22 protein-coding genes are annotated in these 25,690 nt (G+C 34.2%); 11 read left to right on the top strand and 11 right to left on the bottom strand.

The window, feature by feature from the left end; translation table 11 throughout:
* Positions 1–114 precede the first annotated feature (114 nt).
* Together GM3709_RS17480 and GM3709_RS17475 are read left to right on the top strand one after the other, a co-directional pair.
* Positions 115–846, top strand: a complete 732-nt coding sequence (locus tag GM3709_RS17480) for a peptidylprolyl isomerase (RefSeq protein WP_066121570.1) — start codon at positions 115–117, stop codon at positions 844–846.
* A gap of 382 nt (positions 847–1,228) precedes the next feature.
* A complete protein-coding gene (locus tag GM3709_RS17475) occupies positions 1,229–4,270 on the top strand; it encodes a peptidase domain-containing ABC transporter (protein WP_066121568.1) in 3,042 nt (1,013 codons plus the stop codon).
* 264 nt (positions 4,271–4,534) lie between these two features.
* Here GM3709_RS17475 and GM3709_RS17470 read toward each other — a convergent pair whose 3' ends face one another.
* From GM3709_RS17470 to GM3709_RS17450, 5 genes are all read right to left on the bottom strand, one after another.
* Positions 4,535–5,557 carry a sulfate/molybdate ABC transporter ATP-binding protein gene (locus GM3709_RS17470; RefSeq protein ID WP_066121566.1) on the bottom strand — a complete coding sequence of 341 codons (1,023 nt, stop codon included), beginning with the start codon at positions 5,555–5,557 and terminating at the stop codon, positions 4,535–4,537.
* A gap of 168 nt (positions 5,558–5,725) precedes the next feature.
* Positions 5,726–6,538, bottom strand: coding sequence for a sulfate ABC transporter permease subunit CysW (gene cysW / locus GM3709_RS17465; RefSeq protein ID WP_066121564.1), 813 nt, complete (start codon positions 6,536–6,538; stop codon positions 5,726–5,728).
* Entirely contained in the window at positions 6,525–7,388 is an 864-nt protein-coding gene (gene cysT / locus GM3709_RS17460; protein ID WP_082713033.1) for a sulfate ABC transporter permease subunit CysT, read from the bottom strand. The genes cysW and cysT overlap by 14 nt, the downstream gene beginning before the upstream one ends.
* A gap of 44 nt (positions 7,389–7,432) precedes the next feature.
* Complete coding sequence (locus GM3709_RS17455; protein WP_066121562.1) at positions 7,433–7,750, bottom strand: NIL domain-containing protein; 318 nt, start codon at positions 7,748–7,750, stop codon at positions 7,433–7,435.
* 68 nt (positions 7,751–7,818) lie between these two features.
* The gene (locus GM3709_RS17450; RefSeq protein WP_066121560.1) at positions 7,819–8,886 is read right to left on the bottom strand and encodes a sulfate ABC transporter substrate-binding protein; all 1,068 of its coding nucleotides are present in this window, start codon (positions 8,884–8,886) and stop codon (positions 7,819–7,821) included.
* Between the two features lie 293 nt (positions 8,887–9,179).
* Between GM3709_RS17450 and GM3709_RS17445 the strand changes: the two genes are divergently transcribed.
* On the top strand, positions 9,180–9,473 hold the full coding sequence (locus GM3709_RS17445; protein ID WP_066121558.1) for an HNH endonuclease: 294 nt from the start codon (positions 9,180–9,182) through the stop codon (positions 9,471–9,473).
* Between the two features lie 14 nt (positions 9,474–9,487).
* On the opposite strand, the gene GM3709_RS21840 is transcribed toward GM3709_RS17445, so the two are convergent.
* The 3 genes from GM3709_RS21840 to GM3709_RS17435 form a co-directional block, all read right to left on the bottom strand.
* Positions 9,488–9,712 (bottom strand): DUF6737 family protein, encoded by a 225-nt coding sequence (locus GM3709_RS21840; protein WP_071828065.1) that lies wholly within the window; start codon positions 9,710–9,712, stop codon positions 9,488–9,490.
* Between the two features lie 131 nt (positions 9,713–9,843).
* Complete coding sequence (locus tag GM3709_RS20305; RefSeq protein WP_197671853.1) at positions 9,844–10,713, bottom strand: pentapeptide repeat-containing protein; 870 nt, start codon at positions 10,711–10,713, stop codon at positions 9,844–9,846.
* 495 nt (positions 10,714–11,208) lie between these two features.
* Positions 11,209–12,117, bottom strand: coding sequence for a MoxR family ATPase (locus GM3709_RS17435; RefSeq protein ID WP_066121554.1), 909 nt, complete (start codon positions 12,115–12,117; stop codon positions 11,209–11,211).
* A 609-nt stretch (positions 12,118–12,726) separates the two neighbouring features.
* Here GM3709_RS17435 and dnaJ point away from each other — a divergent pair.
* The 5 genes from dnaJ to rpsN all read left to right on the top strand — a co-directional run bounded on the left by dnaJ (position 12,727) and on the right by rpsN (position 16,333).
* Positions 12,727–13,860 (top strand): molecular chaperone DnaJ, encoded by a 1,134-nt coding sequence (gene dnaJ, locus GM3709_RS17430; protein ID WP_066121552.1) that lies wholly within the window; start codon positions 12,727–12,729, stop codon positions 13,858–13,860.
* Between the two features lie 58 nt (positions 13,861–13,918).
* Positions 13,919–14,143: a sulfurtransferase TusA family protein gene (locus GM3709_RS17425; protein WP_066121550.1), complete on the top strand. Its 225-nt coding sequence runs from the start codon at positions 13,919–13,921 to the stop codon at positions 14,141–14,143.
* 55 nt (positions 14,144–14,198) lie between these two features.
* On the top strand, positions 14,199–15,221 hold the full coding sequence (rsgA, locus tag GM3709_RS17420; RefSeq protein ID WP_066121548.1) for a small ribosomal subunit biogenesis GTPase RsgA: 1,023 nt from the start codon (positions 14,199–14,201) through the stop codon (positions 15,219–15,221).
* 326 nt (positions 15,222–15,547) lie between these two features.
* The gene (gene petE / locus GM3709_RS17415; protein WP_066121547.1) at positions 15,548–15,919 is read left to right on the top strand and encodes a plastocyanin; all 372 of its coding nucleotides are present in this window, start codon (positions 15,548–15,550) and stop codon (positions 15,917–15,919) included.
* Between the two features lie 111 nt (positions 15,920–16,030).
* On the top strand, positions 16,031–16,333 hold the full coding sequence (gene rpsN, locus GM3709_RS17410) for a 30S ribosomal protein S14 (protein WP_066121545.1): 303 nt from the start codon (positions 16,031–16,033) through the stop codon (positions 16,331–16,333).
* A 25-nt stretch (positions 16,334–16,358) separates the two neighbouring features.
* On the opposite strand, the gene GM3709_RS17405 is transcribed toward rpsN, so the two are convergent.
* The gene (locus tag GM3709_RS17405) at positions 16,359–17,708 is read right to left on the bottom strand and encodes a cell wall metabolism sensor histidine kinase WalK (protein WP_066121540.1); all 1,350 of its coding nucleotides are present in this window, start codon (positions 17,706–17,708) and stop codon (positions 16,359–16,361) included.
* A gap of 383 nt (positions 17,709–18,091) precedes the next feature.
* Between GM3709_RS17405 and GM3709_RS20825 the strand changes: the two genes are divergently transcribed.
* The 3 genes from GM3709_RS20825 (at position 18,092) to GM3709_RS17395 (ending at position 21,239) form a co-directional block, all read left to right on the top strand.
* Positions 18,092–18,259, top strand: coding sequence for a hypothetical protein (locus tag GM3709_RS20825; protein WP_173645732.1), 168 nt, complete (start codon positions 18,092–18,094; stop codon positions 18,257–18,259).
* Between the two features lie 452 nt (positions 18,260–18,711).
* The gene (locus GM3709_RS17400; protein WP_066121538.1) at positions 18,712–19,788 is read left to right on the top strand and encodes a Gfo/Idh/MocA family protein; all 1,077 of its coding nucleotides are present in this window, start codon (positions 18,712–18,714) and stop codon (positions 19,786–19,788) included.
* A gap of 62 nt (positions 19,789–19,850) precedes the next feature.
* Positions 19,851–21,239: an HD domain-containing phosphohydrolase gene (locus GM3709_RS17395; RefSeq protein WP_066121536.1), complete on the top strand. Its 1,389-nt coding sequence runs from the start codon at positions 19,851–19,853 to the stop codon at positions 21,237–21,239.
* Between the two features lie 36 nt (positions 21,240–21,275).
* Here the strand turns inward: GM3709_RS17395 and GM3709_RS17390 are convergent, their stop codons facing one another.
* Complete coding sequence (locus GM3709_RS17390; RefSeq protein ID WP_066121534.1) at positions 21,276–24,344, bottom strand: PAS domain S-box protein; 3,069 nt, start codon at positions 24,342–24,344, stop codon at positions 21,276–21,278.
* A 40-nt stretch (positions 24,345–24,384) separates the two neighbouring features.
* Positions 24,385–25,650, bottom strand: coding sequence for an IS701 family transposase (locus GM3709_RS17385; RefSeq protein WP_066115324.1), 1,266 nt, complete (start codon positions 25,648–25,650; stop codon positions 24,385–24,387).
* Positions 25,651–25,690: the final 40 nt, after the last annotated feature.

The following is a 25,690-nucleotide window of genomic DNA, read 5'->3' as shown; positions in this document are numbered from 1 at the left end:
AAGAAATGTAAATATTGACAGTGATTGGTTATTCGTCATTGGTCATTTGTCATTCCTAATTCTTCATTCCTAATTGGTATAGTATTAATGTTTGACTTTATTAATTACTGAGTTATGAATCCTAGTTTAGAAGTTGGTAATGTTATTATTACCCCAGAAAATATATTTCCTTTATTAGCAGAAAAACAAATGATCGCCGCTCTCGCCAGAGAAATAGTTTTAGACGATGCGATCGCAGATATTGAATGTACGATCGAAGAAACAGCGATGGCAGAACAACAATTCTTTATGCAAATGCAATTAAATCCTAACGATAAGGAAAAATTACAAACATGGTTACAGAAAAACTACTTAACTAGAGAACAATTACAGAATAGGATTTTGAGGGGTATGAAAATAGAAAAGTATAAAGAAAAAACTTGGGCAACAGAATTACAACCTTATTATCTCAAAAGAAAAAGACAATTAGACAAGGTAATTTATTCTTTAATTCGTACTAAAAACCCCGGACAAGCACAAGAATTATATTTTCGTGTTATTGAAGGAGAAAAAGAATTTTCTGAATTGGCAACACAACACTCTCAAGGTGCAGAAGCAGAAACTGGTGGATTAATTGGGCCTGTGGAATTAAACGTACCTCATCCCGAAATAGCTCAAAGATTAATGACATCTCAACCCGGACAAATATTACCCCCTTGTCGAATTGGGGATTGGATCGTAATTTTAAGACTAGAAAAATATATTCCTGCTCAATTAGATCAAAATATGCGTAGAAGATTATTAGATGAATTATTTAATACATGGCTTACTGAAACAATCCAAAAACAGGTAAAATTTAATTTTTAAATATCAGAAATGTCTTAAATTTATCAACTAATATTACTTTAATATAAATTTTATCAATGAAGGAAGAAGATAGAAGATATTTATAATAATTGACTTAAACTATATTGAAATTGATTATTTTAAATTATTTATTAAATTGAATAACTTTTTTAAATAATTTTTATCGATAAAAGCTCATACCTTTTATTTATTAAGTTCAGTACATTTAATTTAGGTTAATTCAGATTAATCTAAAAATTTACTTTATGTTAAGAATATTACTTTTTATAAAAAAAAAGTTCATCTTAGAAGTTTAAAGTTAAAATGAACGATATTAAAAGCAACAACATTTATTTCACTATAAAAATTAGACTAAAAAATCTCAAAAAATTAATTATCACTCATGGTATATACAGTTAGTTCTGTGGGGGAATTTCTCTCCACGATCGCACCTTTTAAAAATTTATCTCCTAATACTATTCAAGAAATATCTGGGCATTTTCAACCCCTCAAGTATGAAATGGGTCAGATTATGCTCATTAAAGAAAAAATACCCCCTTATATTGCGATCGTTTATGAAGGTCAAGCCCGTTGTATTGCTTATGATCCTCGCAATAGTTTGCCCGTTAGTTTGCAACTTCTCAGTCACGGTAGTGTAATTGGCTGGGAAGGTTTAATCAGAGGACTTCCTTGTGAAACAGCGATCGCCTCAACGGAGGTAGTTGCTTTAACTTTAGATAGAGAAAAATTTTTAGAATTATTAAATAAACATCAATCTATCAAAGAATATTATCAAAGTCAGGCTGGATTAATTGAAGTATTTGACTTATTAGGCGATCAACTTACCCAAAGAGCAACAGGTGAAGGTAACTTAAAAGAGTTGGCAAAGGAAGCGATCGTCAATAGTCAAGTATATAATTTATCCGCAGGACAAGGAAAACAGCTATACTCTCCTCCGGAAAATCAAATTTGGATCTTAAGTAGTGGTACGATTGAAGGTTTTAAGATAGGTGCAGAAATTCCCGTTAATACCAGTTTAAATCTTACTACTAATTGTCGTTTTGTGTCTTTACAATTACCCACTCATCAGCAATCCCAAAATATTGAAAATAGACAATTCTCATCGGAAGAAGTAGAGGATGTTTGGGCAGAAGAATCATCGGAAAAAGAGGAGAATATTCGTTCAGTTACTCCATCGGTGTTGATGGATAATCAAGATGTTCCCATCGCCGATCCCAGTATCTTACAACAGCAACCAGATACCTTAAAAGCCGAAAGTAAAAAACCTTTAAAAAATTATCCTTTTTTTAGTGGCAAAACAGAAGCAGAAGTTGGCATTGCTTGTATGCGAATGTTGACAAAATTTTACAAAATGCCTTACAGGGGAGAAATTTTAGTTCGCATTATTAAAGAACAAGTTCAGAGAAATGGACGATTATCCCTTGATATTTGTGGGGCAGTAACGGAATTAATTGGTTTAAATGCTCAATTGATAGGAGTTCCTGCCGGGGCTTTTTCCCGTTTAGAAGGCCCTTTTTTAACTCAACTGTCCAATTCTTTAGTGATAGTTTATGCCACCAGTGATAAAACTGTTATCGTAGCTGATCCTACTCGATCGGGGGTAAGAGAATACAAAATCGCCGATTTTCTCGAAACTTGGGGGCAAGAAGGCAAAATATTATTACTAAAGAAAACAAAAGAAACTCCCGAAGAAAAATTTGGTTTAAGTTGGTTTGTTCCCTCTGTTATTAAGTATAAATGGATGTTACTAGAAGTATTTATTGCTTCTTTCTTTGTTCAATTATTCGCTTTAGCTAATCCCTTGATGATTCAAATTATCATCGATAAAGTAATTGTCCAAAATAGTCCCGATACTCTCCAAGTTTTAGGGATCTTTTTAGTAGTTTTAGCGGTGTTTGAAGCCATTTTAAGTACTTTGCGAACTTATTCCTTTGTGGATACTACTAACCGCATTGACATGACATTGGGATCAGAAATTATCGATCACCTTTTACGATTACCTCTTAGATACTTTGAAAAGCGTCCAGTAGGAGAAATTTCGACCCGTATTAACGAATTAGAGAATATTAGATCATTTTTGACGGGAACTGCTTTAACAGTCGTTTTAGACTCTGTTTTTTCAGTTATTTATATCGCTGTCATGTTCGTTTATAGTCCTTTGCTATCTTTTGTAGCATTAGGCATTATTCCTATTTTTGTTCTTTTAACCTTAATTTTTTCTCCTTTGATTCGTAGTCAATTACGGGCAAAAGCAGAGCGTAACGCCGAGACTCAATCCCATTTAGTCGAAATTATGTCAGGGATTCAGACGGTAAAAGCTCAAAATATCGAATTAAAATCTCGTTGGGAATGGCAAGAGCGTTATGCGAAATATGTAGGTACTGGTTTTAGAACAGTGATTACTCAAACTTTAGCAAGTTCTGCGAGTAATTTTCTCAATAAATTATCACAACTTTTGGTGTTGTGGGTGGGTGCTTATTTAGTATTGGAAGGGGACTTAACTTTAGGACAATTAATCGCTTTCCGTATTATTTCAGGTTATGTAACTTCTCCTATTTTACGTCTTGCTCAATTATGGCAAAATTTCCAACAAACGGCTTTATCTTTGGAACGTTTAGCGGATATTGTGGATCATCCCCAAGAAGCACAAGACGATCGAGATAATATTCCGATGCCTTTAATTAATGGTACTTTGAAATATGATAACGTCTGTTTTCGTTTTAAACCCCATGGCCCTTTACAGTTAAATAATGTTTCGATCGAGTTTCCGGCAGGAACATTTGTCGGTATTGTCGGGGAAAGTGGTGCTGGCAAAAGTACTTTGACAAAATTAGTATCAAGGCTTTACGAACCAGAATCAGGGCGTATTTTGATTGACGGTTATGATGTTAACCGAGTAGAATTATACTCTTTACGAAGACAAATTGGAGTTGTACCTCAAGAAAGTTTATTGTTTGACGGTACTATTTTGGAAAATATTGCTCTAACGAATCCTTCCGCCACCACCGAAGAAATTGTCAAAGCGGCTCAAGTAGCGGTAGCTCATGAATTTATCATGAATTTATCTAACGGTTACAATACCAGAGTCGGTGAAAGAGGAGCTTCTTTATCAGGGGGACAACGACAACGGATTGCGATCGCCCGTTCTGTATTACAAAATCCGAGAATGTTAATTTTAGATGAGGCCACCAGTGCTTTAGATTACAACACAGAAGCTCAAGTTTGTCAAAATCTAATTCATGCTTTTCACGATCGTACAGTATTATTTATCACTCATCGTTTAGGTACAATTCAAAATTCCGATATGATTGTAGTAATGGATAGTGGCTCGATCGCTGAAACTGGTACTCATGAGGAATTAATGGCGATGAAAGGACGCTATTTTTATCTGTATCAACAACAGCAAAAATCTCATAACGATTAAGGGTTTCTTCGTAGGGGCTTATGCCCTTACAATCCATCATATTCAATTAACTTTTTGAATAATTATAGAGGGAAAATCGAAAATGAATCAATCAATATTAGTCGAAAAAAAACCAGAAATTATTTACCCTGATAGCGATGGAAAGCGCTGTAAATACACCTTAACAAAAGATAGTTGAATTTTCTGTTTTCTTTTAATATGATTAGATGTCTCGATCGTAATTGATTAAACATTTTCTTAATTTTTAAAATTCTCAATTTTAAATTAAACTCTTGCGACAGAAGAATTACTAAAACTTTTAACACGACTAGGTTTTACATATACAGTTTGATTATGACGTAAACCTAAACGATCGAATTTTTCTCGATTCAAATGAGCCGTAATTTCCCAATTCTCAGCAATAAGTAACTCGGCCTGAATTTCCCAGCCTAAATGAATAATACGTTTTACGATCGCTTTGCTACTATTACCATCATCTTCTAATAATATATCCAACTCATGAGGTCTGATAAATATATCATCTCCTAAACTATCAGAGGCATTTTGAGAAAATAAAGGTGCATGACGAGGTAAAATATTTACCTCTCCAATAAATTTCATCACAAAAGATGATGCAGGATTATCATAAATTTCTGCAGGAGTGCCAATTTGTTCAATTCTTCCCTTATTCATGACGACAATTTCGTCTGCTACTTCCATCGCTTCCTCTTGATCATGAGTTACAAATACGCTAGTAATATGAACTTCATCATGTAATCTTCTTAACCATGCCCTTAATTCTTTACGGACTTTAGCATCTAACGCTCCAAAAGGTTCATCTAAAAGTAATACTTGAGGTTGTACTGCTAATGCTCTCGCTAAAGCTACCCGTTGTCTTTGTCCTCCTGATAATTGAGAAGGATAACGATCGCCCAGTCCCTCTAACTGTATTAAGTTTAACAATTCAGCTACTTTTTCTTTAATTTGTGTAGGGGGTGCTTTGCGAATTTGTAAACCAAAAGCGATATTTTCTCGAATAGTTAAGTGTTTAAATAGGGCATAATGTTGAAAAACAAAACCAATATTACGCTTACGAATATCAACTCCTGTTGCATCTTTTCCATTTATGATAATTTGACCACTATCAGGATTTTCTAACCCCGAAATTGTGCGTAAAAGAGTTGATTTACCAGAACCAGAAGGCCCTAATAATGCTACTAAAGTATTGGTTTTTACCTCTAAATTAATATTATCTAACGCTTTGAAATTACCGAAATCTTTGGAAATGTTACTAATAATAATACTCATTTTTTTCTATGTTATTTAATTATTTAATGAAATTAATCTAGGCAAAATCAATTGTTAATAGTTTTTCATCAATTATTTACCTAACCTAATACCTAACAAGTAATGACTAATACCTTTTATAGCCTTCTAATTTATTCAGTCGCCCCTAATTACTAATCTTACCGACAATTAACTATCAACAATTTTAGTTTTTTGTTCTAAAATTTCTTTAAAAATTAAGGTTAAAGCACCTAATAAACCCAAAACCACCGCCGCACTGAAAGCCGCTTCTGTTTGATAGTTTTTATAGGCTAATTCAACAAAAATCGGTAAAGTAGCTGTTTGTCCGATAATACTTCCAGAAACTACCGCTACAGCACCAAATTCTCCCATAGCACGAGCATTCGTTAATAATACTCCATAGAGTAATCCCCAACGAATAGTAGGTAAAGTAACTCGCCAAAAAATCTGCCAATCTGTTGCACCTAAAGTACGAGCGGCTTCTTCTTGCTCACTTCCTATTTCTTCTAATACAGGAATAACTTCTCTAGCTACAAAAGGAAAGGTAACGAAAATTGTCGCCAGAATCATACCGGGTAAAGCAAAAACAATTTTTATGTTTACGGCTTCAAGAAAACTGCCAAACCATCCATTACGCCCATATAACAAGACAATCATTAAACCAGCTACCACAGGAGAAATGGAGAAAGGCAAGTCAATTAAACTCATTAAAAATGCTTTTCCTCGAAAGTTATTTCTAGCAATTACCCAAGCGGCACAAAGTCCAAAAATAGTATTTAGGGGTACAGTAACTAAAGTAATGATAAGAGTAAGTTTGACGGCTTCGCTAAACTCTCTTTGTTGTAAAGCCTCAAGAAATGGTTGTACTCCTTTATGAAAAGCCTCATAAAATACTGATATTGCAGGAATAATCAAAATTAAAGCTAAATAGCCTAATGCAATAACTATTAACCATGTTTCTACCGACTTAATTTTCTGCATAATTACGCCCCCATTGTTGTAAGAAGTTGATTAATAATAAAAGTATTAAGGAAATTAACAAAAGTACTGCCCCAATTACTGTCGCTCCTACATAGTCATATTCTTCTAAGCGTTGAAAGACTAAAACGGGAGCAATTAAGTCTTGAAAAGGAATATTAGAAGCTATAACTACGATCGAACCATATTCTCCTACAGCTCTCGAAAAACCTAAAGCAATTCCCGTTAAAATAGGGGGGATTAGGGGGGGTAAGATAACAAGACGAAATGTTTGCCAATCAGTAGCACCCAAAGCCCAAGAGGCTTCTTCTGTTTCCTTTTCCATCTCTTGCAGAACGGGTTGTAATGTTCTTACGACAAAAGGTAAGGAAATAAATAACATCGCCACAAATACCCCCAATTGAGAAAAGGCAATTTTGATACCAAAAGGAGTAAACAATTGCCCAATCCAACCATTCGGACTATATACCGTTGCTAAGACTAAACCAGCAACAGCAGTAGGTAAAGCAAAAGGTACATCAATCATGGCATCAAATATTTTTCTGCCCGGAAATTCATATCTTACTAATACCCATGCTAATAATGTTCCCATTAACCCATTAATAAAACCGGCGATAAGGGCGGTAATAAAGGTTACTTGATAGGCAGAAATAGCAACATCAGAGCTGGCAATTTCCCAAAATTTAGCAAATCCTAATGTTGATGATTTTAGGATTAATGCGGCCATCGGAATTAATAAAATAATAGTTAAATATCCGATGGTTATTGTCCAAGGCAACGATATTTTAGAGAAAATATTACTGATTATTTCTCGCTTTTTAATTCTGGGTGAATCATTAAAAGTAGCAACCATTTTTAATTTTTAGTATAAAGTGTTTAAATTATTAATTAGCAAATTTAACCTTCAAGAGTCCAGCCTTCAAAATCCCAATTTTTCATTAAAGTTTGTCCTTTTTGATTATTAGTCCAAACCTCAATATCCAAATCAGAAAGATAATTTAGAGCATTTTTAAGAGAGATTTCTGTTCCTTTTAAAACTAAATTAAACCATCCATCTCCTTCTCCATATTCTCCCAATAAAGCAGAAGTAATATTAACCTCTAAATCATAGTTAGATGCTAAGTCAAAAATTATCGGTGTTTGAAGATATTTTGGTGGGATATGCAGAGATATTTTTAAAGATTTAATCTCTTTATTTAAAGTATCAGTAGCCATAAAATAAATCTCAATATTTATATAAAGTTTAATAGTATATTTCCCTTTTTTATAGAATTTTAGAATGACTAATTTTTCTTCAAATTGGTGAAAATCTGATCAAAAATTGTGCCATCATCAAAGAAGTCTTTTTGTACTTTATCCCAACCTCCAAAGGCTTCTACGGTAAATAAATTTTCTACTTTGGGATATTGTTCACTAAATTCTTGAAATATAGCTTCATCTACAGGACGAAAACCGACTTCTGCAAAGGCTCTTTGAGCTGAGGGTGTAAATAAGAATTGTACAAAGGCTTCCGCTACTTCTCTTGTACCCCGCTTATCTACATTTTTATCTACTACAGCGATCGGGCCATCAATGGATATATTTTTATCTGTAGGTATCACATAAGGTTGATTTTCTCCTTTTAATTTAGCTAGTAAAATCTCATTTTCATAATTCATTAAGATGTCTCCTTGTCCTTGTTTATAAAACACATCTGTAGCTTCTCTTGCGTCTTTAGGCAATACAGGGACATTTTTATATACTTTAGTTAGAAAATCTTGGGCATCTTGGGCATTGCCCCCTGATTGAGTAATAGCACCCCACAATACTAAAAAGTTCCATCTTGCACCTCCTGAAGTTTTGGGGTTAGCTGTAATCACTTTTATATCAGGATTTGCTAAATCTTCCCATGTTTTTACTGTTTTACCTCCTTCTCTACCAACTAAGGCGACAACCGATCGAGTTACAATCCCGTTATTCGGTACTTCTTTTTCCCAACCCGGTTCGATTAATCCTGCTTGTTGAATTTTGAGAGTATCTGCTGATAAAGCTAAACCAACCACATCGGCTTCTAATCCATCAATTACTGCTCTTGTTTGTGATCCAGATCCGCCATAACTTTGTTCAACGATAACTTTTTGGCCTGTTTTTTGTTCCCATTCTTCAGCAAACTTTGGGATGATTTTCTCGTAAGCACTTTGAGTTACAGCATAACTGACTAAGGTAAGTTTTACTTCTTGATTAGGACTACTTTGGTTATTCGCAGTGCTTTCTGTCTGAGTTGTATTGTTGGGATTAGAACAGGCTGCAACTACACTACTAATAGCTAAACCAATGATAAACCCGCTTATTAATCTTGTTTGCTTTTTCATCCTTTTTGTTTTTCAATCTTGACTGCATACTATCTTAAATGATAATTAAAATATTTTCAATACATTTTTGATGCAATGTTGATTGATACTAAAAAAAAGTATTTCGATCGAGATAAGCAAAGTTTACCTTATTTATGTCTTACTATTAGATCTTGTAAAAATACAATAATACCAACGAAACGAAATGGAAAAAATCAATTTTAGGAGTTTTAAAATCAATTCTTGTCAATTTTCCCTCTCAAGTTATATAACTGGACTAAAATAAAGTAAAGACTAATGAATATAGTGATGAAATGGGTAGATATTCAAAAGATTGGAAGGAGATAGCTCAAAAGGTAAAAGAAAAAGCAGGTTGGCGGTGTCAAAAATGTGGACTCAATTGTATAAATCGTGATAACCCAATATGGGCAAGTCTAACAGAATCAGAAAAAGCGAAACTGAGGCTACAGGTACATCATTGGAATTATTTACCAGAAGATAACTCAGAAGAAAATTTAGTAGCATTATGTAGCGATTGTCATTTATCTTATCATAGGGGTAAAAGAGGAAATCAATCTATAGGACAGTTAAGTATTCAATGGGATTAAGTGAGACGTCTTGATTATTCGGTTTTAGGGATGTTAATAGTTTCTTGCCTTGTGAACAAATAGGGGATCAAGATCAGGAAAAGAAACCACCAAAGACAGATTAAGATGATAAACAAAGCTGTTAGCCAGATGAGCTGAAACAAGAGCCAACTTCCTGCAATAATCCCGATTCCAGTCAGCAGAATTGACCAAGGTTGACACCACCAAGGCTTGTATTTCCAGATTGATGACGATGACATAGTTACCTCTATCTAATGGGCATAAAAAATAATGGATGTGGCAAAACAAGTTTGTCAATATTTATCTCCAACCCCAGAAGCCATTATACCGTTAGTGGATCAATATAGAGCAATCGCCCGATTGCCCGTCGTCACTCATTGACAATGACTCCTTCAAGCGCGTTGTTTGCACTTTCTCCAAGGATGGTTTTTAGTAAGTCATATAAGTTTCGCTCCATAGTTGCACCGTTAAACTGACAGTTGCCAAGAAATTTGGGCATGATTTCTTCGTCTGGTAATTGTCGAAGTCCAAATTCGTCCGCTAAGATTCTATCACGGTTACTTGGGGTGAGAATAGCTCCAGAAAGATCTGCTCCCCGAAAGTCCACATCAATAAAGGTAGCCCGTATCAGAGAAACTTGTACTAAGCTCGTATTTCGTAAAGAAAACTTTTTGATTATTGCTCCCCAAAAATCGAATCCATCAAGCATATGTCCATCAAGAATAGAACCTTCCAACTTCTGGGCGAGTTTCTTGTCTCCAAGATCTACAACCTGAACAATATTAGAATTGATAGGATCTGCACAGTAACAACAAACAGGATTACCTTTTCGATCGGTGTTGATTGAGTTCGACTGAGAAATCAAGAGAATAGGAGATGTAAGGTTATTTTCCAATAGCTGTACGAATACTGTATGTAAGTCATCGCTACTCCCCATGCGAATCCCGTTGATCGTAGAAAACAGAAGTCCTCGAATAGCGTTTATTTTCCCTTTCCGTGGATCCATTACCCCATCAGCCGTAAGAATGGTGTTAATCAGGTTAACACTGAAACTTTGGGTATTAGCAGCGGCGGCGGCAGCACTTTGATTTATAGATTGCTTGGTCTGTTCCCGAGTTAGAATGTATAAGCTATAGGTGAGGAGACTTTGAATAATTAATCCCGCCCCTTGTAACACTGTATTAACCCCTTCAAACCATGAACCAGCTTCATTTTCATTGCGAGTAGCTGCGGCTGCCACAGCGTGGAAGAAACCCGTACCTGCGATTGTTGTGAATACGAAAGAGATGATCAATGAAATCTTTAGAGCCTTGAAGGAAGATAGTTTATTAACAATCTTTTGCGTCGTTTTCGGAAAGGTGGTTTGTGCAAGAATCAACAAGCCCACAGCACCAAATATGGTGAGAAGCGGATTAGAAGGAAATAACCCTCTGATAAAATCAAACTGTTCGGGAGCAATCTCTACAGGGCGCTCTATGATAAGACTAATAACAACAAGAGGGAGGAGCAGTGTCAGTAGGGCTAGGGCTAAAGAGCGTCGTCTCTTGCTAAAATCCTTATAGTCCATTTTTGTATATAACCTTAACCTTATACTCTTTTCTTTTTCAGGGTATCATACGATCGTTCTAGAGACAAAGGAGTTCGATAAAAGACATTGTTTATATTTTGCGTTCTTTGCTCCTTTGCGAGAAAAAATATTTTCCTGAGTGTTAGGATTGCTTGTAGAGATATTTTATTAATCTATGGCGATCGTATTTAATAAACGAGCTACTATTACCTTGGCATTTCTACCACCTGATGGAATTAAACGATGAGATAATACACTGGGTGCTAAAAATTTAATGTCATCGGGAATAACATAGTCTCTACCGTCTAAAAATGCGAATGATTGACTCGCTTTTTGTAGAGCGATCGTGCCACGAGGACTAACACCCAAAGTAATTTCATCATCTACCCTAGAAGCCGACACAATATTGACAATATATTTTTGCAACTCTTTTGTAACCTTTACTTGAGTTACTTGTTTTTGTAACTGTGCAACCTCCTCTAAACTAATACAAGGGGAAAGTTCATTAACCGTAGTAGGATTTAGTTGTCTTTCCAACATCAACAATTCTTCATCAAAAGAAGGATAACCTAAACTAAAAGAGATGGTAAAACGATCCATTTGTGCCTCTGGTAAGGGAAATGTACCCTGATATTCTACGGGGTTTTGAGTGGCAATGACAAAGAAAGGAGAAGGTACAAAACGAGCAACACCATCAACAGTAATTTGTTTTTCTTCCATTACTTCTAATAAAGAAGATTGGGTACGAGGAGTCGCCCGATTTATTTCATCGGTTAGTAAGATATTAGCAAAAGCAGGACCTGCTAAAAATTCAAATTCTCTACTGTTGGGATTCCATATATTTGTTCCTGTTACATCACTAGGTAATAAATCTGGGGTGCATTGAATCCGTTGAAATTTCCCATTAATAGAACGAGCAAGAGATTTAGCTAGTAAAGTTTTACCGACTCCAGGAACATCTTCTAATAAAGCATGACCACCACTCAATAAAGCAACTATGACTAATTTGATCGCATCATCTTTTCCCACAATGGTACGTGCTAAATTTTCTTTAAGAATGGTAATTTTGTCTCTCATGAACTATGATTCCCTTATGTTTGTTTTCTCTTTTGTTAAGCATTCTATCTCAAATGCGGAAAAGAATACTTCTGAGATAAACTCAAAGATTTTTATATATAAATTTCCCCTCCTCAGATAATTTATTAAAAAAAAAATCTAATACTTTTTTCTCTTTTTAAGTAAGAGGAGTTTTTAAAGAAGATAATTGCTATAATTCTGGGGAAACGAATCTAGTCAGAAGTTTTTAATATGTGTTACTTTTTCTATTTAACCTCAGTAAACTATAAAATTATAGGTAAACAGAGAGAACGGGAAACACAAAACAGGAAAAAGGAATAAAAAAACTTGATTTACTTCAATTACTTATTAAATTTAATGCTTTTTATTTGTACCTAATAAAAATAAAGTCAAAGTGTTAGGTTTTTGAGTAAAAATCGCTAAAAATGTAGACTTTTTTGTGAATGTAGTATGCCTAAATCTTAGATTTTAATAGCTTTCGTCCTTATTCCGCAGACCCTAATTACACTCAAATTGTTAATTTCTTAAAAAATGTTAAGGTAATGAGATAGAATGTTTAGTGATAGTGTATATAGAGCAGACTAATAAAAGTAATAATTATCAACTAATATGCCAGGCGACTACTACGAAATTCTGGGTGTTTCCCGCACTGCTACTAAAGAAGAATTAAAATCAGCTTATCGTAAAATGGCACGGAAATATCATCCCGATGTCAATAAAGATCAGGGAGCAGAAGAACGTTTTAAGGAAATAAATCGAGCTTATGAAGTATTATCAGAACCAGAAACTAGAGCTCGTTACGATCGCTTTGGAGAAGCAGGAGTCGGAAGTGCTGGTTCAGGCGGTGTAGGCTTTGATCCTAACGATATGGGCGGATTTGCCGATATTTTTGAAACTTTTTTTGGTGGCGGATTTGGCGGAAGTGGTGGCGGCACGACAACCCGTCGTCGAGGACCAACTAGGGGAGATGACTTACGTCTCGATCTCAAATTAAAATTCCGAGAAGGTATTTTTGGAGGAGAAAAAGAAATCAAGATTCCTCATTTGGAAACTTGTCAAACTTGTAATGGTAGTGGTGCAAAATCAGGTAGCACAGCTAAAACTTGTGGTACTTGTAGTGGGACAGGTCAAGTACGTCGTGCAACTAGAACACCTTTTGGTAGTTTTGCACAGGTTTCCACTTGTCCAACTTGTAATGGAGAAGGGCAAATTATTGAAGAAAAATGCGAGTCTTGTGGTGGTCAAGGTCGTAAGCAAGTTAGTAAAAAACTAAAAATTACTATTCCAGCGGGGGTTGATAACGGTACTCGTTTACGGGTTAGTGGTGAAGGTGATGCCGGTACTCGTGGCGGCCCTTCTGGTGATTTATATGTATATTTAACAGTAGATAATGATACTCATTTTAAACGAGAAGGTGTTAATATTCTTTCGGAAATGACCATCAGTTATTTACAAGCTATTTTGGGTTGCCGTCTGAAAGTGCCAACCATTGACGGGGATTATGAAATTACCATTCCAGCTGGTTTGCAACCTAATACCGTCATGACTTTAGAAGATAAAGGAGTGCCAAAACTTGGTAATTCTGTTAGTCGTGGCAATCATCTATTAACGATTAAGGTGGATATTCCCACAAAGATTAATTCAGAAGAAAGAGAATTATTAGAAAAATTAGCTCAGATTAAAGGGGAACACACTTCAAAGAAAGGTTTTGAGGGATTTTTTGAAAGTATATTTCATAAATAACTAATGATTAACAATTAACAATTGACAAACAAAAAAATTCCTTATTTTTAATGGTTTTATGAATAAAAAAAAGCTAGATTTAAGGGGAACTCCCTGCCCTATTAACTTTGTACGTAGTAAGTTACAACTAGAAAAAATGTCATCGGGAGAAATTTTAGAAATATTGCTAGATAGTGGCGAACCGATCGAACAAGTACCAAATAGCTTAACGATCGAAGGTTATCATCTCGAATCGATCGAGGATCTAGGAGAGTATTTTTCTTTATGTGTACAAGCAAAATAAATAATAAGGAAGGAGAAATGAGGAATAATTATCAATTTATTGACTATCAACTTTTATGATCGGGACAGTAATTGCTGTTCAGGCAAATTTTTATCAAGTTCGTTTAGATTCTCAAGTCACTCTTTTGTGTACCCGTCCTACTCGTTTGAAAAAAATCGGTCAATCAGTGTTGGTGGGCGATCGAGTTATCATAAAATCTAGTGAATTTGAACGAGGTGCGATAGCTAAAGTATTACCTAGAATTACTGAATTAGAAAGACCTCCCATCGCCAATGCAGAACAAATATTATTAGTATTTGCCTTAGAAGAACCTACTTTAGATCCGGTACAACTAAGTCGGTTTTTAGTGAAAGCAGAATCCACCAATTTAAGGCTTATATTAGGCTTAAATAAAGTAGATCTAATTACCATAGACGAGAAAGAACAATGGTCTATAAAACTTAAAAACTGGGGTTATAACCCATATTTTTTCAGTGTGAATACTCAAGAAGGTATTGAATCCTTAAAAAAAACTATTCAGAACAAAATTACTATCTTAGCAGGACCTAGTGGCGTGGGAAAATCTAGTCTAGCATCGATATTAATTCCAGAATTAGATATTCGTATCGGGGCAGTTTCTGGTAAATTGCAAAAAGGTCGTCATACCACTCGTCATGTAGAATTATTTGAACTTTTAGAAGGGGGTTTTATTGCCGATAGTCCGGGGTTTAATCAACCAAATTTTGATTTTTTACCAGAGTTATTAATTAATTATTTTCCCGAAGCAAAGGAAAAATTAGCAAAAAATAATTGTAAATTTCATAATTGCATTCATCGAGACGAACCCGATTGTGTAGTTAAAGGAGAATGGGAACGTTATGAATATTATCTCAGATTTTTAGAAGAAACGATCGTTAATAATCAAAAGATAGCTCAAACAAAAAATCAAGAATCAACTCAAAAGACAAAATTTAAGAGTGATGGTACAAAATATACCGAGCCCAAATTAGAAAGTAAAAAATATCGTCGAGTATCACGAAAAGTTAGTAATCAAGAGTTAGAAAATTTATCTTTCAATGTTTTTGATGAAGATGAATAACTCAAAAACTTTTTAGAATTGTATTCTTAAATTATAAAATTATTAAAAGAGCAAAAATAGTCTTATAGTAATTGGCTGAGGCACAATACATGATATAATTGTTTCAATTAACGTTGAGGCACTTTTAAAAACCTAAGTCTTTGATAAACAGTAGTTACAGGTCTTAATTTTGTTTCATTATTCTGTGAAATGACTATACAAGCTATTTCAAGATTATTTTACATAAAAAATTGTAAAAGAAAAAAAATTTGTAGCTAAAAATGACAAGTGGTCAAAGTTCATAGTATGATGATAGGAAAATCGAGAAAAAATTTAAAAAAAAGACCATGATAAAGAAACTAGGATTATTATTATCTTCTTTGCTATTAACCGTTACCATGATTTTTAGTGCGGTTACTCCAGCCTATGCAGATACCGTAGAAGTTAAAATGGGTGCAGATAGCGGAATGTTAGCGTTTCAACCGGCTAAAGTAACCATTAAAACTGGTGATACTGTTAAATGGGTCAATAACAAACTTGCTCCTCATAATGTAGTTTTTGATAGTTCCGTAAAAAATGCGGATAAATTAAGCCATAAAGGATTGGCATTTTCTCCGGGTGAATCTTTTGACGTTACTTTTACCGAACCGGGTGAATATTCTTACTACTGTGAGCCTCATCGTGGTGCTGGGATGGCCGGTACTATCACCGTTGAATAATAATTAATCTTTAAAATTGACAATTAACAATTGATTGTTTATTATTCGATAGATGAGTTATGATAGAGGATGTTGTGTTTATATTTAACTTAGTATATAAGTATAGTTTAAATGGCTAAAAAATCAATGATTGCACGGGAAACAAAACGTGCCAAGTTAGTAGCTAAATATGCCAATAAAAGAGCAGAATTAAAAGAACAAATTAATGCGGCCACTGATCCTTTAGAAAAATTTGAGTTACAACGCAAGTTTCAAAGACTCCCTTTAAATAGTTCTCCCTATCGTCAACGTAATCGTTGTTGGGTGACAGGAAGACCTAGAGGTTACTATCGTGATTTTGGCTTATCTCGTAATGTTCTTAGAGAATGGGCTCATGAAGGTTTATTACCGGGTGTAGTTAAATCTAGCTGGTAATTTGATGTTAAATTGACTAACATCCTTATTGTAAAATACTCTCAGTTATAAGAGGCAGGGTGACAATAAAGTTACTCCCCTCCCCCGTTTTACTTTCTACCCTTATTTTTCCTTGATGATTCTCTACAATAGCAAGGACGATCGCTAATCCTAAACCTGTACTATAATTATTATTACCGTGAGTACGGGAACAATCTCCTCGATAAAAACGATCGAATAAATGAGGTAAAATACTTTCAGGGATACCAATACCATTGTCTTTTATTTCTACCTGACAGTAACTTTTGTGCTGTTTAGTAACGATTTTTAAAATTACTTCGATAGATAAATTTTTATTAATACTCTGATCTAAACCATGAAAAATAGCATTACTTATTAAGTTAGTAAATAAACGATTTATTTCACCCCAATCAGCTTTTATTGTAAATAAATTTTCTTGTATATTATCTCCTCGATCGTCCTCAATAGAAAGAGATAAATTAATATTTTTTTGTTTAGCAATTATTTTTTGTTCTTCTACTACTTCCAACAATAAAGCATCTAAAGGAATGGAACTGAAATTAGGTTTAATAATACCGCTATCATTTCTTGCTAAGAATAATAAATCATTTACTAAATTTCCCAATCTTTCAGTTAATCTTTCTAAAATTTTTAACTGTTTTTGTTGAGTGTTAATATCAATTTCTGGATAAGATAATAAACTCTGAATATTAGTTTTTATAGTAGCGATCGGGTTGCGTAACTCATGAGAAGCATCTGCAGTAAATTGTTTTAAACTTTGATAAGACTCAATCACTGGTTGAATAGCAATTCCTGATAAAAACCACCCGATTCCAGCTACAGAAATAATCATTAAAATAATCGCTAAACTTAAATCGATAATCAGTTGACGAATTGGTTTTATCATATCAAATAAGGGATGACTAACCCTTAAATAACCTAAAACATAACGTCCAATTTCCACTCTTTTAGTAATTTGTCTTAATAAATAATCATCAGAAATCCGAATAGTTTTACCTCCTGAATTAAAAGATAAAGGAATCGGTAAAGGAGCTTGTAAAGTTTGCCATAATAATTCACCATTAGGATTAAACCACTCTAAATCAATGTGATCATCTTCCACTTGATTTGTGGCGCTAAGATGTTGATAAAAACTACCCTCTAAATTTACTTGATATGTTCCTTTTTCTTTACTTACTCTTTCAATAACTAAAGATGGTTCAACTATTTCTAAAACGTGTTTTAATGTATCATCAATTCGATCGAGCAAAGTAGTATAAACATAACTATAAATCCCAACAGCAAAAATAATCAACAAAACAGCAGTTATCGTAGTGTACCAAATCGCTAGACGACGACGAGTAGCTTGAAACATAAAAATAATGAAATAATTAGTCAGAAAAACTTTGCACACAGGAGAAAGACAAACCAATGGAATATTATTAGATGTCGTAGCACCCACAAACAACTATAGCAGAAGGCAGGAGGCACAGGGCAAAAGGGAAAGGGAAAATACTAAATATATAATGGTTTCAGAATTTATCAATGTTCTAAGTATCTCGTTTATTGCTATATAAAAAGTTTTTTTTCAATGCTTTATGACTTTAACTCTCTATAATTTCTTCTTTTTTTTATGAGTATTTAAGTACTATTACATTAAGATTTTGTAACAAAATATACATTTCTTCCGGCAGATGGTTATGATAAAAGTAGTGAAAAATAAATAATAAAAGTAGTTTTAATAAAAAGGAGTGCAAAATGGTGAATATTACTCGTAAAAGTCAAATGAGTGCTAACGCTGGTCAGGCTTATAAAGATAGTTTACGCAAAAATTTAGAACATCGTTTAGAAGTGGCTAGAAGTCAGGGTGATCAGAAATTAGTTGAACAATTAGAAAGAGAAGCAGCTTATTTACATTTGAAATAAAAAAATTGAAAAAATTGATTTGATATTATATATTATAAATTAGGGGCTTCAACCCCTTTTCATTTAATGGCATAGGATTTTTTTTAGTTAGAACCTTTCACTGTCAGTTTCAATTTAGTGTAAGTAGTTCGTTTTTTGAACTTTTGAATATGTGTGATGCGAATTAAAATAAGCCCTTATCATAAAAGGTTAAGAAGACTTAGAATCATATAAAAAACCTGTCAATTTTTGTAGCGTAACAATACTAAATTTTGACTCTCAAATTCTATCTTGAGCGAAATAGCACAAATAATTTAGGACGGCTATATTTTATTTTTATCGGTTAAGAATTTTCCTGCCCTTTTAGGTGAAAAAGATCAGCATAATTAAAATAACTGTGATACTATCTGAGTTAAATAAATAAGTATATCAAAAAGTATTAAAATTATTTGTGTAGAGGAGTTGTTAATAAAATGAAAAATCAACGATTATCGGCAGGAAATTTGCCGATGCAAAAAAATTATAACCATCCTTTAAAGATGGGAGTCATTGGGGTTGGTAATATGGGTCAACATCATACTAGGGTGTTAAGTTTACTTAAAGATGTTGAATTAGTGGGTATTGCCGATGTTAATGTCGAAAGAGGATTGGACATTGCAAGTAAGTATCGGGTTCATTTTTTTGAAAATTATTTGGAAATGTTATCCCATGTAGAAGCTGTTTGTATTGCTGCACCTACTAGACTTCACCATCAAGTTGGCTTAGAATGCCTTAATGCCGGTGTTCATGTTTTAATAGAAAAACCGATCGCCGCTAGTATTGCAGAAGCCGAGTCTTTAGTTAATGCCGCCGCTTCGACGAATTGTATTTTACAAGTAGGACACATTGAGAGATTTAATCCTGCCTTTCAGGAGTTAAGTAAGGTTTTAAAAACAGAAAATTTACTGGCTTTAGAAGCCCATCGTATGAGTCCCTATTCCGATCGAGCAAATGACGTATCTGTTGTGTTAGACTTAATGATTCATGACTTAGATCTATTGCTAGAGTTAGCAGGTTCTCCTGTTACAAAATTAAGTGCTACAGGTAGTCGTGCCGCAGAATCTAAATATTTAGACTATGTTACTGCCACCTTAAATTTTGCCAATGGAATTGTTGCTACTGTGACGGCGAGTAAAGTAACCCATCGTAAAATTCGTCGCATTGTTGCCCATTGTAAGAGTAGTCTTACGGAAGCAGATTTTCTTAACAATGAAATTTTAATCCACCGTCAAACCACGGCAAACTACACTACGGATTATGGTCAAATTTTATATCGTCAAGACGGTTTAATTGAAAAAGTTTATACTAGCAATATTGAACCTTTACACGCTGAATTAGAACATTTTGTTAGTTGTGTTAGAGGAGGAAATAAACCTTCTGTGGGAGGTGAACAAGCCTTAAAAGCATTAAAATTAGCTAGTTATATAGAACAATTAGCTTTAGATGGTAAAGTATGGCAAGATTCTCCTCTTGATTTACATCAACTTAATGATGAAGTTATTGCTATTTAGGAATTAAAGTTTATTATCAATTATCAATTAGCAATTATTAATTTTCTATTCTCTCAGTCAGAATGAAACCAGAATCTACCCTTTATCAGTTACGGAATTTACAGCAGGAAGGTGACTTACCTTCTAGTTATGGCGTATATTTTAAGAATACGCTTGTCGCTTTATGTCATGCCTTAGAAGATCATATCTTACAGCATAGTTATGAAGATGACATCTATAAGCCTTTGGTATTAGTGACTTTTCAGCAAGGAAAATGGTATATTCAAGAAGCCGATCGATATTGGGATTTAGCTAAATATTCTCGACAAGTAGCGATCGCCGCAGTGGCAAATAGTGGCTTTGTATCTCATCCTACCAGTCAGTTAGAGAATGTGGACTTGGTACATTTACAGGAAGATGATAGTTTTGTTGAAGAATGGAATTTAGTTATTTTAGCCCCAGATTATGCGGCCATGGTTCTTTGCCATGAACTGTCTCCAGAAGAGTATAAAGCTGGAAGTCAACCCCAAATTGATACGGAAAGGAAGTTCTACGGTTTATGGACATTCGATCGAACTTTAGTCGAAAAGGCGGTGGATATATTAACCCAACGGATGAAACCTTATAACGTTGATTTAGGGAATAAATTAGAAAAAATGCGATGGCAAATAAAATATATTTCTCCTTCAGGTAAAGTGGATTTAACAGGAGTAGTAAATAGGATTGTTTCTTATCTACAAACCAGTCAACAAGAATTAGTTACCGTTAGTCGTCAAACAAGAGAATTACGAGATTTAGAAGGACAAGCATTAAAACTCAGTCGTAACCTAGCCGCTAGTAAACTTCAAGCCTTTTTAAGAATGGCACAAAAAGTTGATAATAATGATCCTTTTAACCCTTATGCTTCCTTACAAGTGGCGGCATTAGCGGAAACTCTAGGGCAAATCCTCGACTTACCCACCCTACAACTAAGACGATTAAGATTAGCAGGACTTTTGTTTCGTATTGGTTTAGCAGAAGCACCTACGGAAATATTTACAGAAAATTTGGATCAATTAGATTCTAGCATCACTAAATTTTGGAACGATCGAGCGATTTTAGGATCTCGTTTACTTTCCTCTATGAGTGAATTAGAACCAGTCACAAAAATTGTTTATCATCAACTAGAATATTGGGATGGTAGTGGAAATCCTGACGGGTTAAAAACGACAGAAATTCCTTTAGAATCGAGAATTTTAGGGTTGGTAAGCTATTTCCAAGAATTAACTCAATCGAGGGGAAACCGAATAGCCTATAACCTTGGGGAAGCTATTGCCAAATGTGAACAATATAGTGGCATCCGATTTGATCCTAGTTTGATAGACTCCTTAAAAACTGTTATCCGTTTAACAGAAATGGGTTTAATGCAATTACCCGATCGTCCAAGTCAACTACCACCAGTATGGTTAGAACAATTGACAATGAGCAATTAAAAGGGTTTCTGATTTGATTTATTTAGCAAACTTCAGTTAATTTTTGATAAATTGTTGAATTTTATGGGCTAATTCTTTCAATTTTAACGGTTTACTTAAATATTCATTAGCTCCAATTTTTAAACATTTTTCCCGATCACCTTCCATCGCTAAAGCCGTTAAGGCGATAATGGGAATATTAGCTAAATCAGGATTTTGACGTATTTTTTCGATCGCTTCTAATCCATTCATTTGGGGCATTTGAATATCCATCAAAATTAAATCTGGTTTTTGGGATTGAGCTACAGATATGGCTTGTTGACCATTTTGAGCAAAAATTAAACAATAACCTTTTGCTTTTAAGTAACTAGAAATGGTGCGAATATTGGCTTCGTTATCTTCTACTAATAAAATTAAGGCTTCTGTTATAGATAATTGAGTCATATTGGGGGAGCCTGTTGGCAAGTAATTATCTGATAATGGAGAAGTAGGGATATTTGATAAAGTATAAGGCAAAGCAATCGTAAAACAACTTCCTTGTGCTAATTTAGTACTGAGAATAACATAACCGCCATGTAGTTCAATAATTCTTTTTACTAGAGATAATCCTAATCCAGTGCCTGAATATTGACGATTTAAAGCACTATCAATTTGAATAAAAGGTTGAAATAGTTTATTGATGTTATCGGGAGTTATACCAATACCCGTATCAATAATGGAAATATAGATATAGTTTGATGGAGAAGAAAGATTATTACTATCTGGTTTAAGATTTTCCGGCTTCTCAAAAATTTTGGTAACAAAATCAGGATTTTGTGGAGGAGGATTATAAGCAACTTTGACTGTGATACTACCCCCTTCTGGAGTAAATTTAACCCCGTTGTTAAGTAAATTAATTAATACTTGTCTGATTCTCCTTTCATCAACTATTAAACTGGGTAGATGAGGGGGATATTCCATCTTTAATTGTATTCTTTTTTTCATCGCCAGTTGTTTAATAAAGGTGATACTAGAGTCACAAAGGCTATTTAAGGAAACTGTTTCTAAATGTAGCTCTAGGTGTTCTGCTTCTATTTTTGCTAAGTCGAGAATGTCGTTAATTAAGTCCAATAAATGTGTACCACTACGATCGATCGTCTTTAAGGCTTTCAGTTGTCTTTCGCTAATCTCACCAAATACTTGTTCGCTTAAGCCTTCTGTCATACCTAAAATGGCATTAAGAGGAGTTCGCAATTCGTGGCTCATATTCGCTAAAAATTCATCTTTGAGACGATTAGCTCTTTTTAACTCTTGATTACTTTGAAATAGTTGAGCTTCTGCCGATTTTCTCCGTCGATCGAGACGATAACCTTCAATCAAAATACTACAAGTCATCAAAAACGGTTGTAAATATTCAATCACAGATTGATCATAACCATTGAGGGCGTTAGCAATACCCACAACCCCAACTAAATTAGAGCCACTAAAAAAAGGTAAGCCTAAAAAAGCATTTAAGGGAGGATGCCCAGGGGGAGTACCACCACCACGAGGATCGATGCTAGGATTATTAGCAATTACAGGCTTACCCGTCATAATCACCGCCCCAAATAGGGTATTCATGTTATAAAATTCCATACCCCTTTCATAATTTTCCTCATAGAATTTTTGAGTTTGTTCATTCCATGAAATATTGGTGACACTATGAGTTTTTAAAAATGGCACTCCTCTAATTTTTAAGAAGTTTTCCTCCATGAAAGCGTTACCATCTTCTTTAAATAGCACCTCACCGATAAAACCATATTCACTATCGGTTAATTCTAATAAGTCGGACAATAATTGTTCAAAAATAGTTAAACGATTCTCGGCGGTAATAAATTGAGACTCTGCTTTACTCATGGTAGAGAGTAAATCATTATTTCTTTGAATAGTATTCATTAAAACCGATTTTTCTTGTTCGTATCGTTTTCTTTCGGTGACATCTTGACAAATACAGATCAGTAAACTATCTTTTGTTACCGTTAAAGATAAACCTTCATCGAATGTTGAGCCATCTTTCTTTTTGGCTTTCATTTCCCCATACCATGCACCATCTGCCATTAATTGGGGAAAAATATCCCGTTCAATAACTTCTATTTCTTCGGGAGAATAAAGGATGTGCCAGTCTTTACCGATTAATTCCCCTTCTTCATAACCGAACATTTCATGGTGTGATTTATTGGCGTAAAGGTAATTATCACCTTGTAAAACTGCAATGCCGTTAATAGCGGCTTCGATGGCGGCTAGTTGTCGGTTAATATCTTCTTCATTCTTTCTTCTTTGGGTAATATCTCTGGCGGCGGCGTAGATGTAATTACCCATAGGTGCGCTCCGCCATTCCAACCAACGATAATTCCCATCGGCACAACGAAAACGATTGATAAAAGAGGGAATATCTCCTCCTGTTTTGAGATGACTCATTGCTTTTAATGTAGAAGCTAAATCGTCACGGTGAACATAATCTAAAAATTTTGAACCTTCTAATTGATTTATAGGATAACCTAAGACTTTTTCCCATTCAGTATTAAGTCTGATAAAGTAACCATCCATATTGGCGATACAAAGTAAGTCAATGGCGAGGGAGAAAAATCGATCGAGTTCTTCTGTTTTCCGTTTTAATTGTATTTGAGCTTGTTTTCGATCATGGATATTGGCAATATAACCGACAATTTCTATGGGATTACCATTGGAGTCACGCCACAACATCATTTCGTCTTGTAGCCAGATATAGTGTTCATTTCCTGTTAAAAAGCGGTATTCAGTACGGAAATGGTTATTAGTAAAAAGTTCTTGTACCATTTCTTCTCTAAAAATTTCATAATCTTCAGGATGAATAAAGTCATGCCATTGATATAAATGAGATAAAAAGTCTTCTGAGTCATAGTTAACAATGGTTTTTATATTTTGACTGATAAATTTAAGGGAATAGTTAGGGGGATTAACGTCACAACTATAAATGATTGCCGGGCTAGATGATAATACAAATTCTAACCGTTCTTTTAAAATTAGATTTTCTCTTTCTCTTGCTTTTCTCTCGGTAATGTCTTGAATGACGGCAAGGACAAAGGTGGCATGATTTTCCTGTGGTAAAATTGAGGTGGAAATTGTCACCGTGCGCTTAGTACCCTGTTTAGCGGTACTTAGACAAAAATTATGCCCAAATAAACCCTAAACTAGCTTTATATAAACTAAATACTTCCACATTGTCTTTTAACCATTGAAAAAAGCGAAAAGACACAGCATTACGAAACGCTTCCAATGCCTCAGCAAAAGTATTTAACGGTTTATTCCCCCATTGTCTTCTTAAACCTCCTGTCAAACGATGCCATTGAATAAAAGTGTAGGCACAAAATACCAAGATAAAATGTCTCATTAAACTTCTTTTATTTCTCACTTGGTATTGTGATAACCCTAACCATCCCTTGATTTCACGGTAAAATACTTCTATCCAATTTCTTTGTGTATAAGTTTCTACTATCCAATTTCCACACACTTTTTCTCCTATTTCATTAGTCATTAAATAATCAATATCTGTGGAATTTTCAAAAGTATCTGCATTCATGACGATAGCTACAGTTTTTATTCCCGACAAAGCTGATAATTCAATATTTATCGTTGCTACCCAAAGAGTTTTTTCTCGATTTTTTCCTATTCTTATTTTTTCAAAACTATCTTGGGGTAATGATTTTGCTATTTCAGCTATGGTTTTTTCAGACTCGATAAAATCTTGTTTTACCAATTTTACTAATCTATTTTTAGCAATAATTCCTATATATTTTAAATTCTTTTTTTCTAGTTTGCCTAATAAATTAGTATTGTTTCCATAACCACCATCCATTAAAATTATTTGGGGACAATAATTTCGATTTAAACATTTTTCAATTAAATTAAAGGCAATGTCTGGTTTTTTCTGAAATTGTGGAGCGTCTTTTCCTTCAGGGAAATTTTCGGCTTTTTCATATAATTCAACGTCTAAAGGAAAACTTCTCACACCATCATAAATGTGAGTAGTGACTATAACATTACCATTATCAGTTTTGCCAATTTCACCAATATATTGTCTTCCCACACAGTCAGTAAAGTTTCCACTTTTACGATGACCTGAATCGTCTATAATTAAGGAGAAACATCGACTAATTTTTGTTTGACGACAGGATGCAATAATTTCTAATCTTTTATCATTTACCTCATCATAATTCCAAGTGGACTCTGTTAAGAAATGGTGTAATTTATGATAAGTAATATCAAGATTATTATGGGCAATTTGAGTTATATTTTTTCTTTGAGAATCTCCTAATAAACCGCCCAAATAATTTCTAAACTCTCGTTTTTGTGCCTTTGTTTTTAAGACTGGGTCTATTTTTTCACACCAGCGATTGAAACATGGGGGCATTGATGAAGAAGTAATTTCTTTCATTTTGACCTAAAAGCAATATGATGTAAAAATTATAGCTTAA

This window comes from Geminocystis sp. NIES-3709, assembly GCF_001548115.1.
Classification (GTDB): Bacteria; Cyanobacteriota; Cyanobacteriia; order Cyanobacteriales; family Cyanobacteriaceae; genus Geminocystis.
This window is presented reverse-complemented; position numbering and strand designations above follow the sequence as displayed.

Excerpts from the sequence above, each read along its gene's own strand:
- GM3709_RS21840 (WP_071828065.1), bottom strand. The coding sequence starts at position 9,712 with ATGTCATCGTCATCAATCTGGAAATACAAGCCTTGGTGGTGTCAACCT.
- GM3709_RS17425 (WP_066121550.1), top strand. The coding sequence starts at position 13,919 with ATGAATAAAAAAAAGCTAGATTTAAGGGGAACTCCCTGCCCTATTAAC.
- GM3709_RS17480 (WP_066121570.1), top strand. The coding sequence starts at position 115 with ATGAATCCTAGTTTAGAAGTTGGTAATGTTATTATTACCCCAGAAAAT.
- GM3709_RS17475 (WP_066121568.1), top strand. The coding sequence starts at position 1,229 with ATGGTATATACAGTTAGTTCTGTGGGGGAATTTCTCTCCACGATCGCA.
- GM3709_RS17385 (WP_066115324.1), bottom strand. The coding sequence starts at position 25,650 with ATGAAAGAAATTACTTCTTCATCAATGCCCCCATGTTTCAATCGCTGG.
- cysT (WP_082713033.1), bottom strand. The coding sequence starts at position 7,388 with ATGGTTGCTACTTTTAATGATTCACCCAGAATTAAAAAGCGAGAAATA.
- cysW (WP_066121564.1), bottom strand. The coding sequence starts at position 6,538 with ATGCAGAAAATTAAGTCGGTAGAAACATGGTTAATAGTTATTGCATTA.
- GM3709_RS17400 (WP_066121538.1), top strand. The coding sequence starts at position 18,712 with ATGAAAAATCAACGATTATCGGCAGGAAATTTGCCGATGCAAAAAAAT.
- GM3709_RS17450 (WP_066121560.1), bottom strand. The coding sequence starts at position 8,886 with ATGAAAAAGCAAACAAGATTAATAAGCGGGTTTATCATTGGTTTAGCT.
- GM3709_RS17470 (WP_066121566.1), bottom strand. The coding sequence starts at position 5,557 with ATGAGTATTATTATTAGTAACATTTCCAAAGATTTCGGTAATTTCAAA.
- GM3709_RS17455 (WP_066121562.1), bottom strand. The coding sequence starts at position 7,750 with ATGGCTACTGATACTTTAAATAAAGAGATTAAATCTTTAAAAATATCT.
- rsgA (WP_066121548.1), top strand. The coding sequence starts at position 14,199 with ATGATCGGGACAGTAATTGCTGTTCAGGCAAATTTTTATCAAGTTCGT.
- rpsN (WP_066121545.1), top strand. The coding sequence starts at position 16,031 with ATGGCTAAAAAATCAATGATTGCACGGGAAACAAAACGTGCCAAGTTA.
- dnaJ (WP_066121552.1), top strand. The coding sequence starts at position 12,727 with ATGCCAGGCGACTACTACGAAATTCTGGGTGTTTCCCGCACTGCTACT.
- GM3709_RS17445 (WP_066121558.1), top strand. The coding sequence starts at position 9,180 with ATGGGTAGATATTCAAAAGATTGGAAGGAGATAGCTCAAAAGGTAAAA.
- GM3709_RS17435 (WP_066121554.1), bottom strand. The coding sequence starts at position 12,117 with ATGAGAGACAAAATTACCATTCTTAAAGAAAATTTAGCACGTACCATT.
- GM3709_RS20825 (WP_173645732.1), top strand. The coding sequence starts at position 18,092 with ATGGTGAATATTACTCGTAAAAGTCAAATGAGTGCTAACGCTGGTCAG.
- GM3709_RS17395 (WP_066121536.1), top strand. The coding sequence starts at position 19,851 with ATGAAACCAGAATCTACCCTTTATCAGTTACGGAATTTACAGCAGGAA.
- petE (WP_066121547.1), top strand. The coding sequence starts at position 15,548 with ATGATAAAGAAACTAGGATTATTATTATCTTCTTTGCTATTAACCGTT.
- GM3709_RS17405 (WP_066121540.1), bottom strand. The coding sequence starts at position 17,708 with ATGTTTCAAGCTACTCGTCGTCGTCTAGCGATTTGGTACACTACGATA.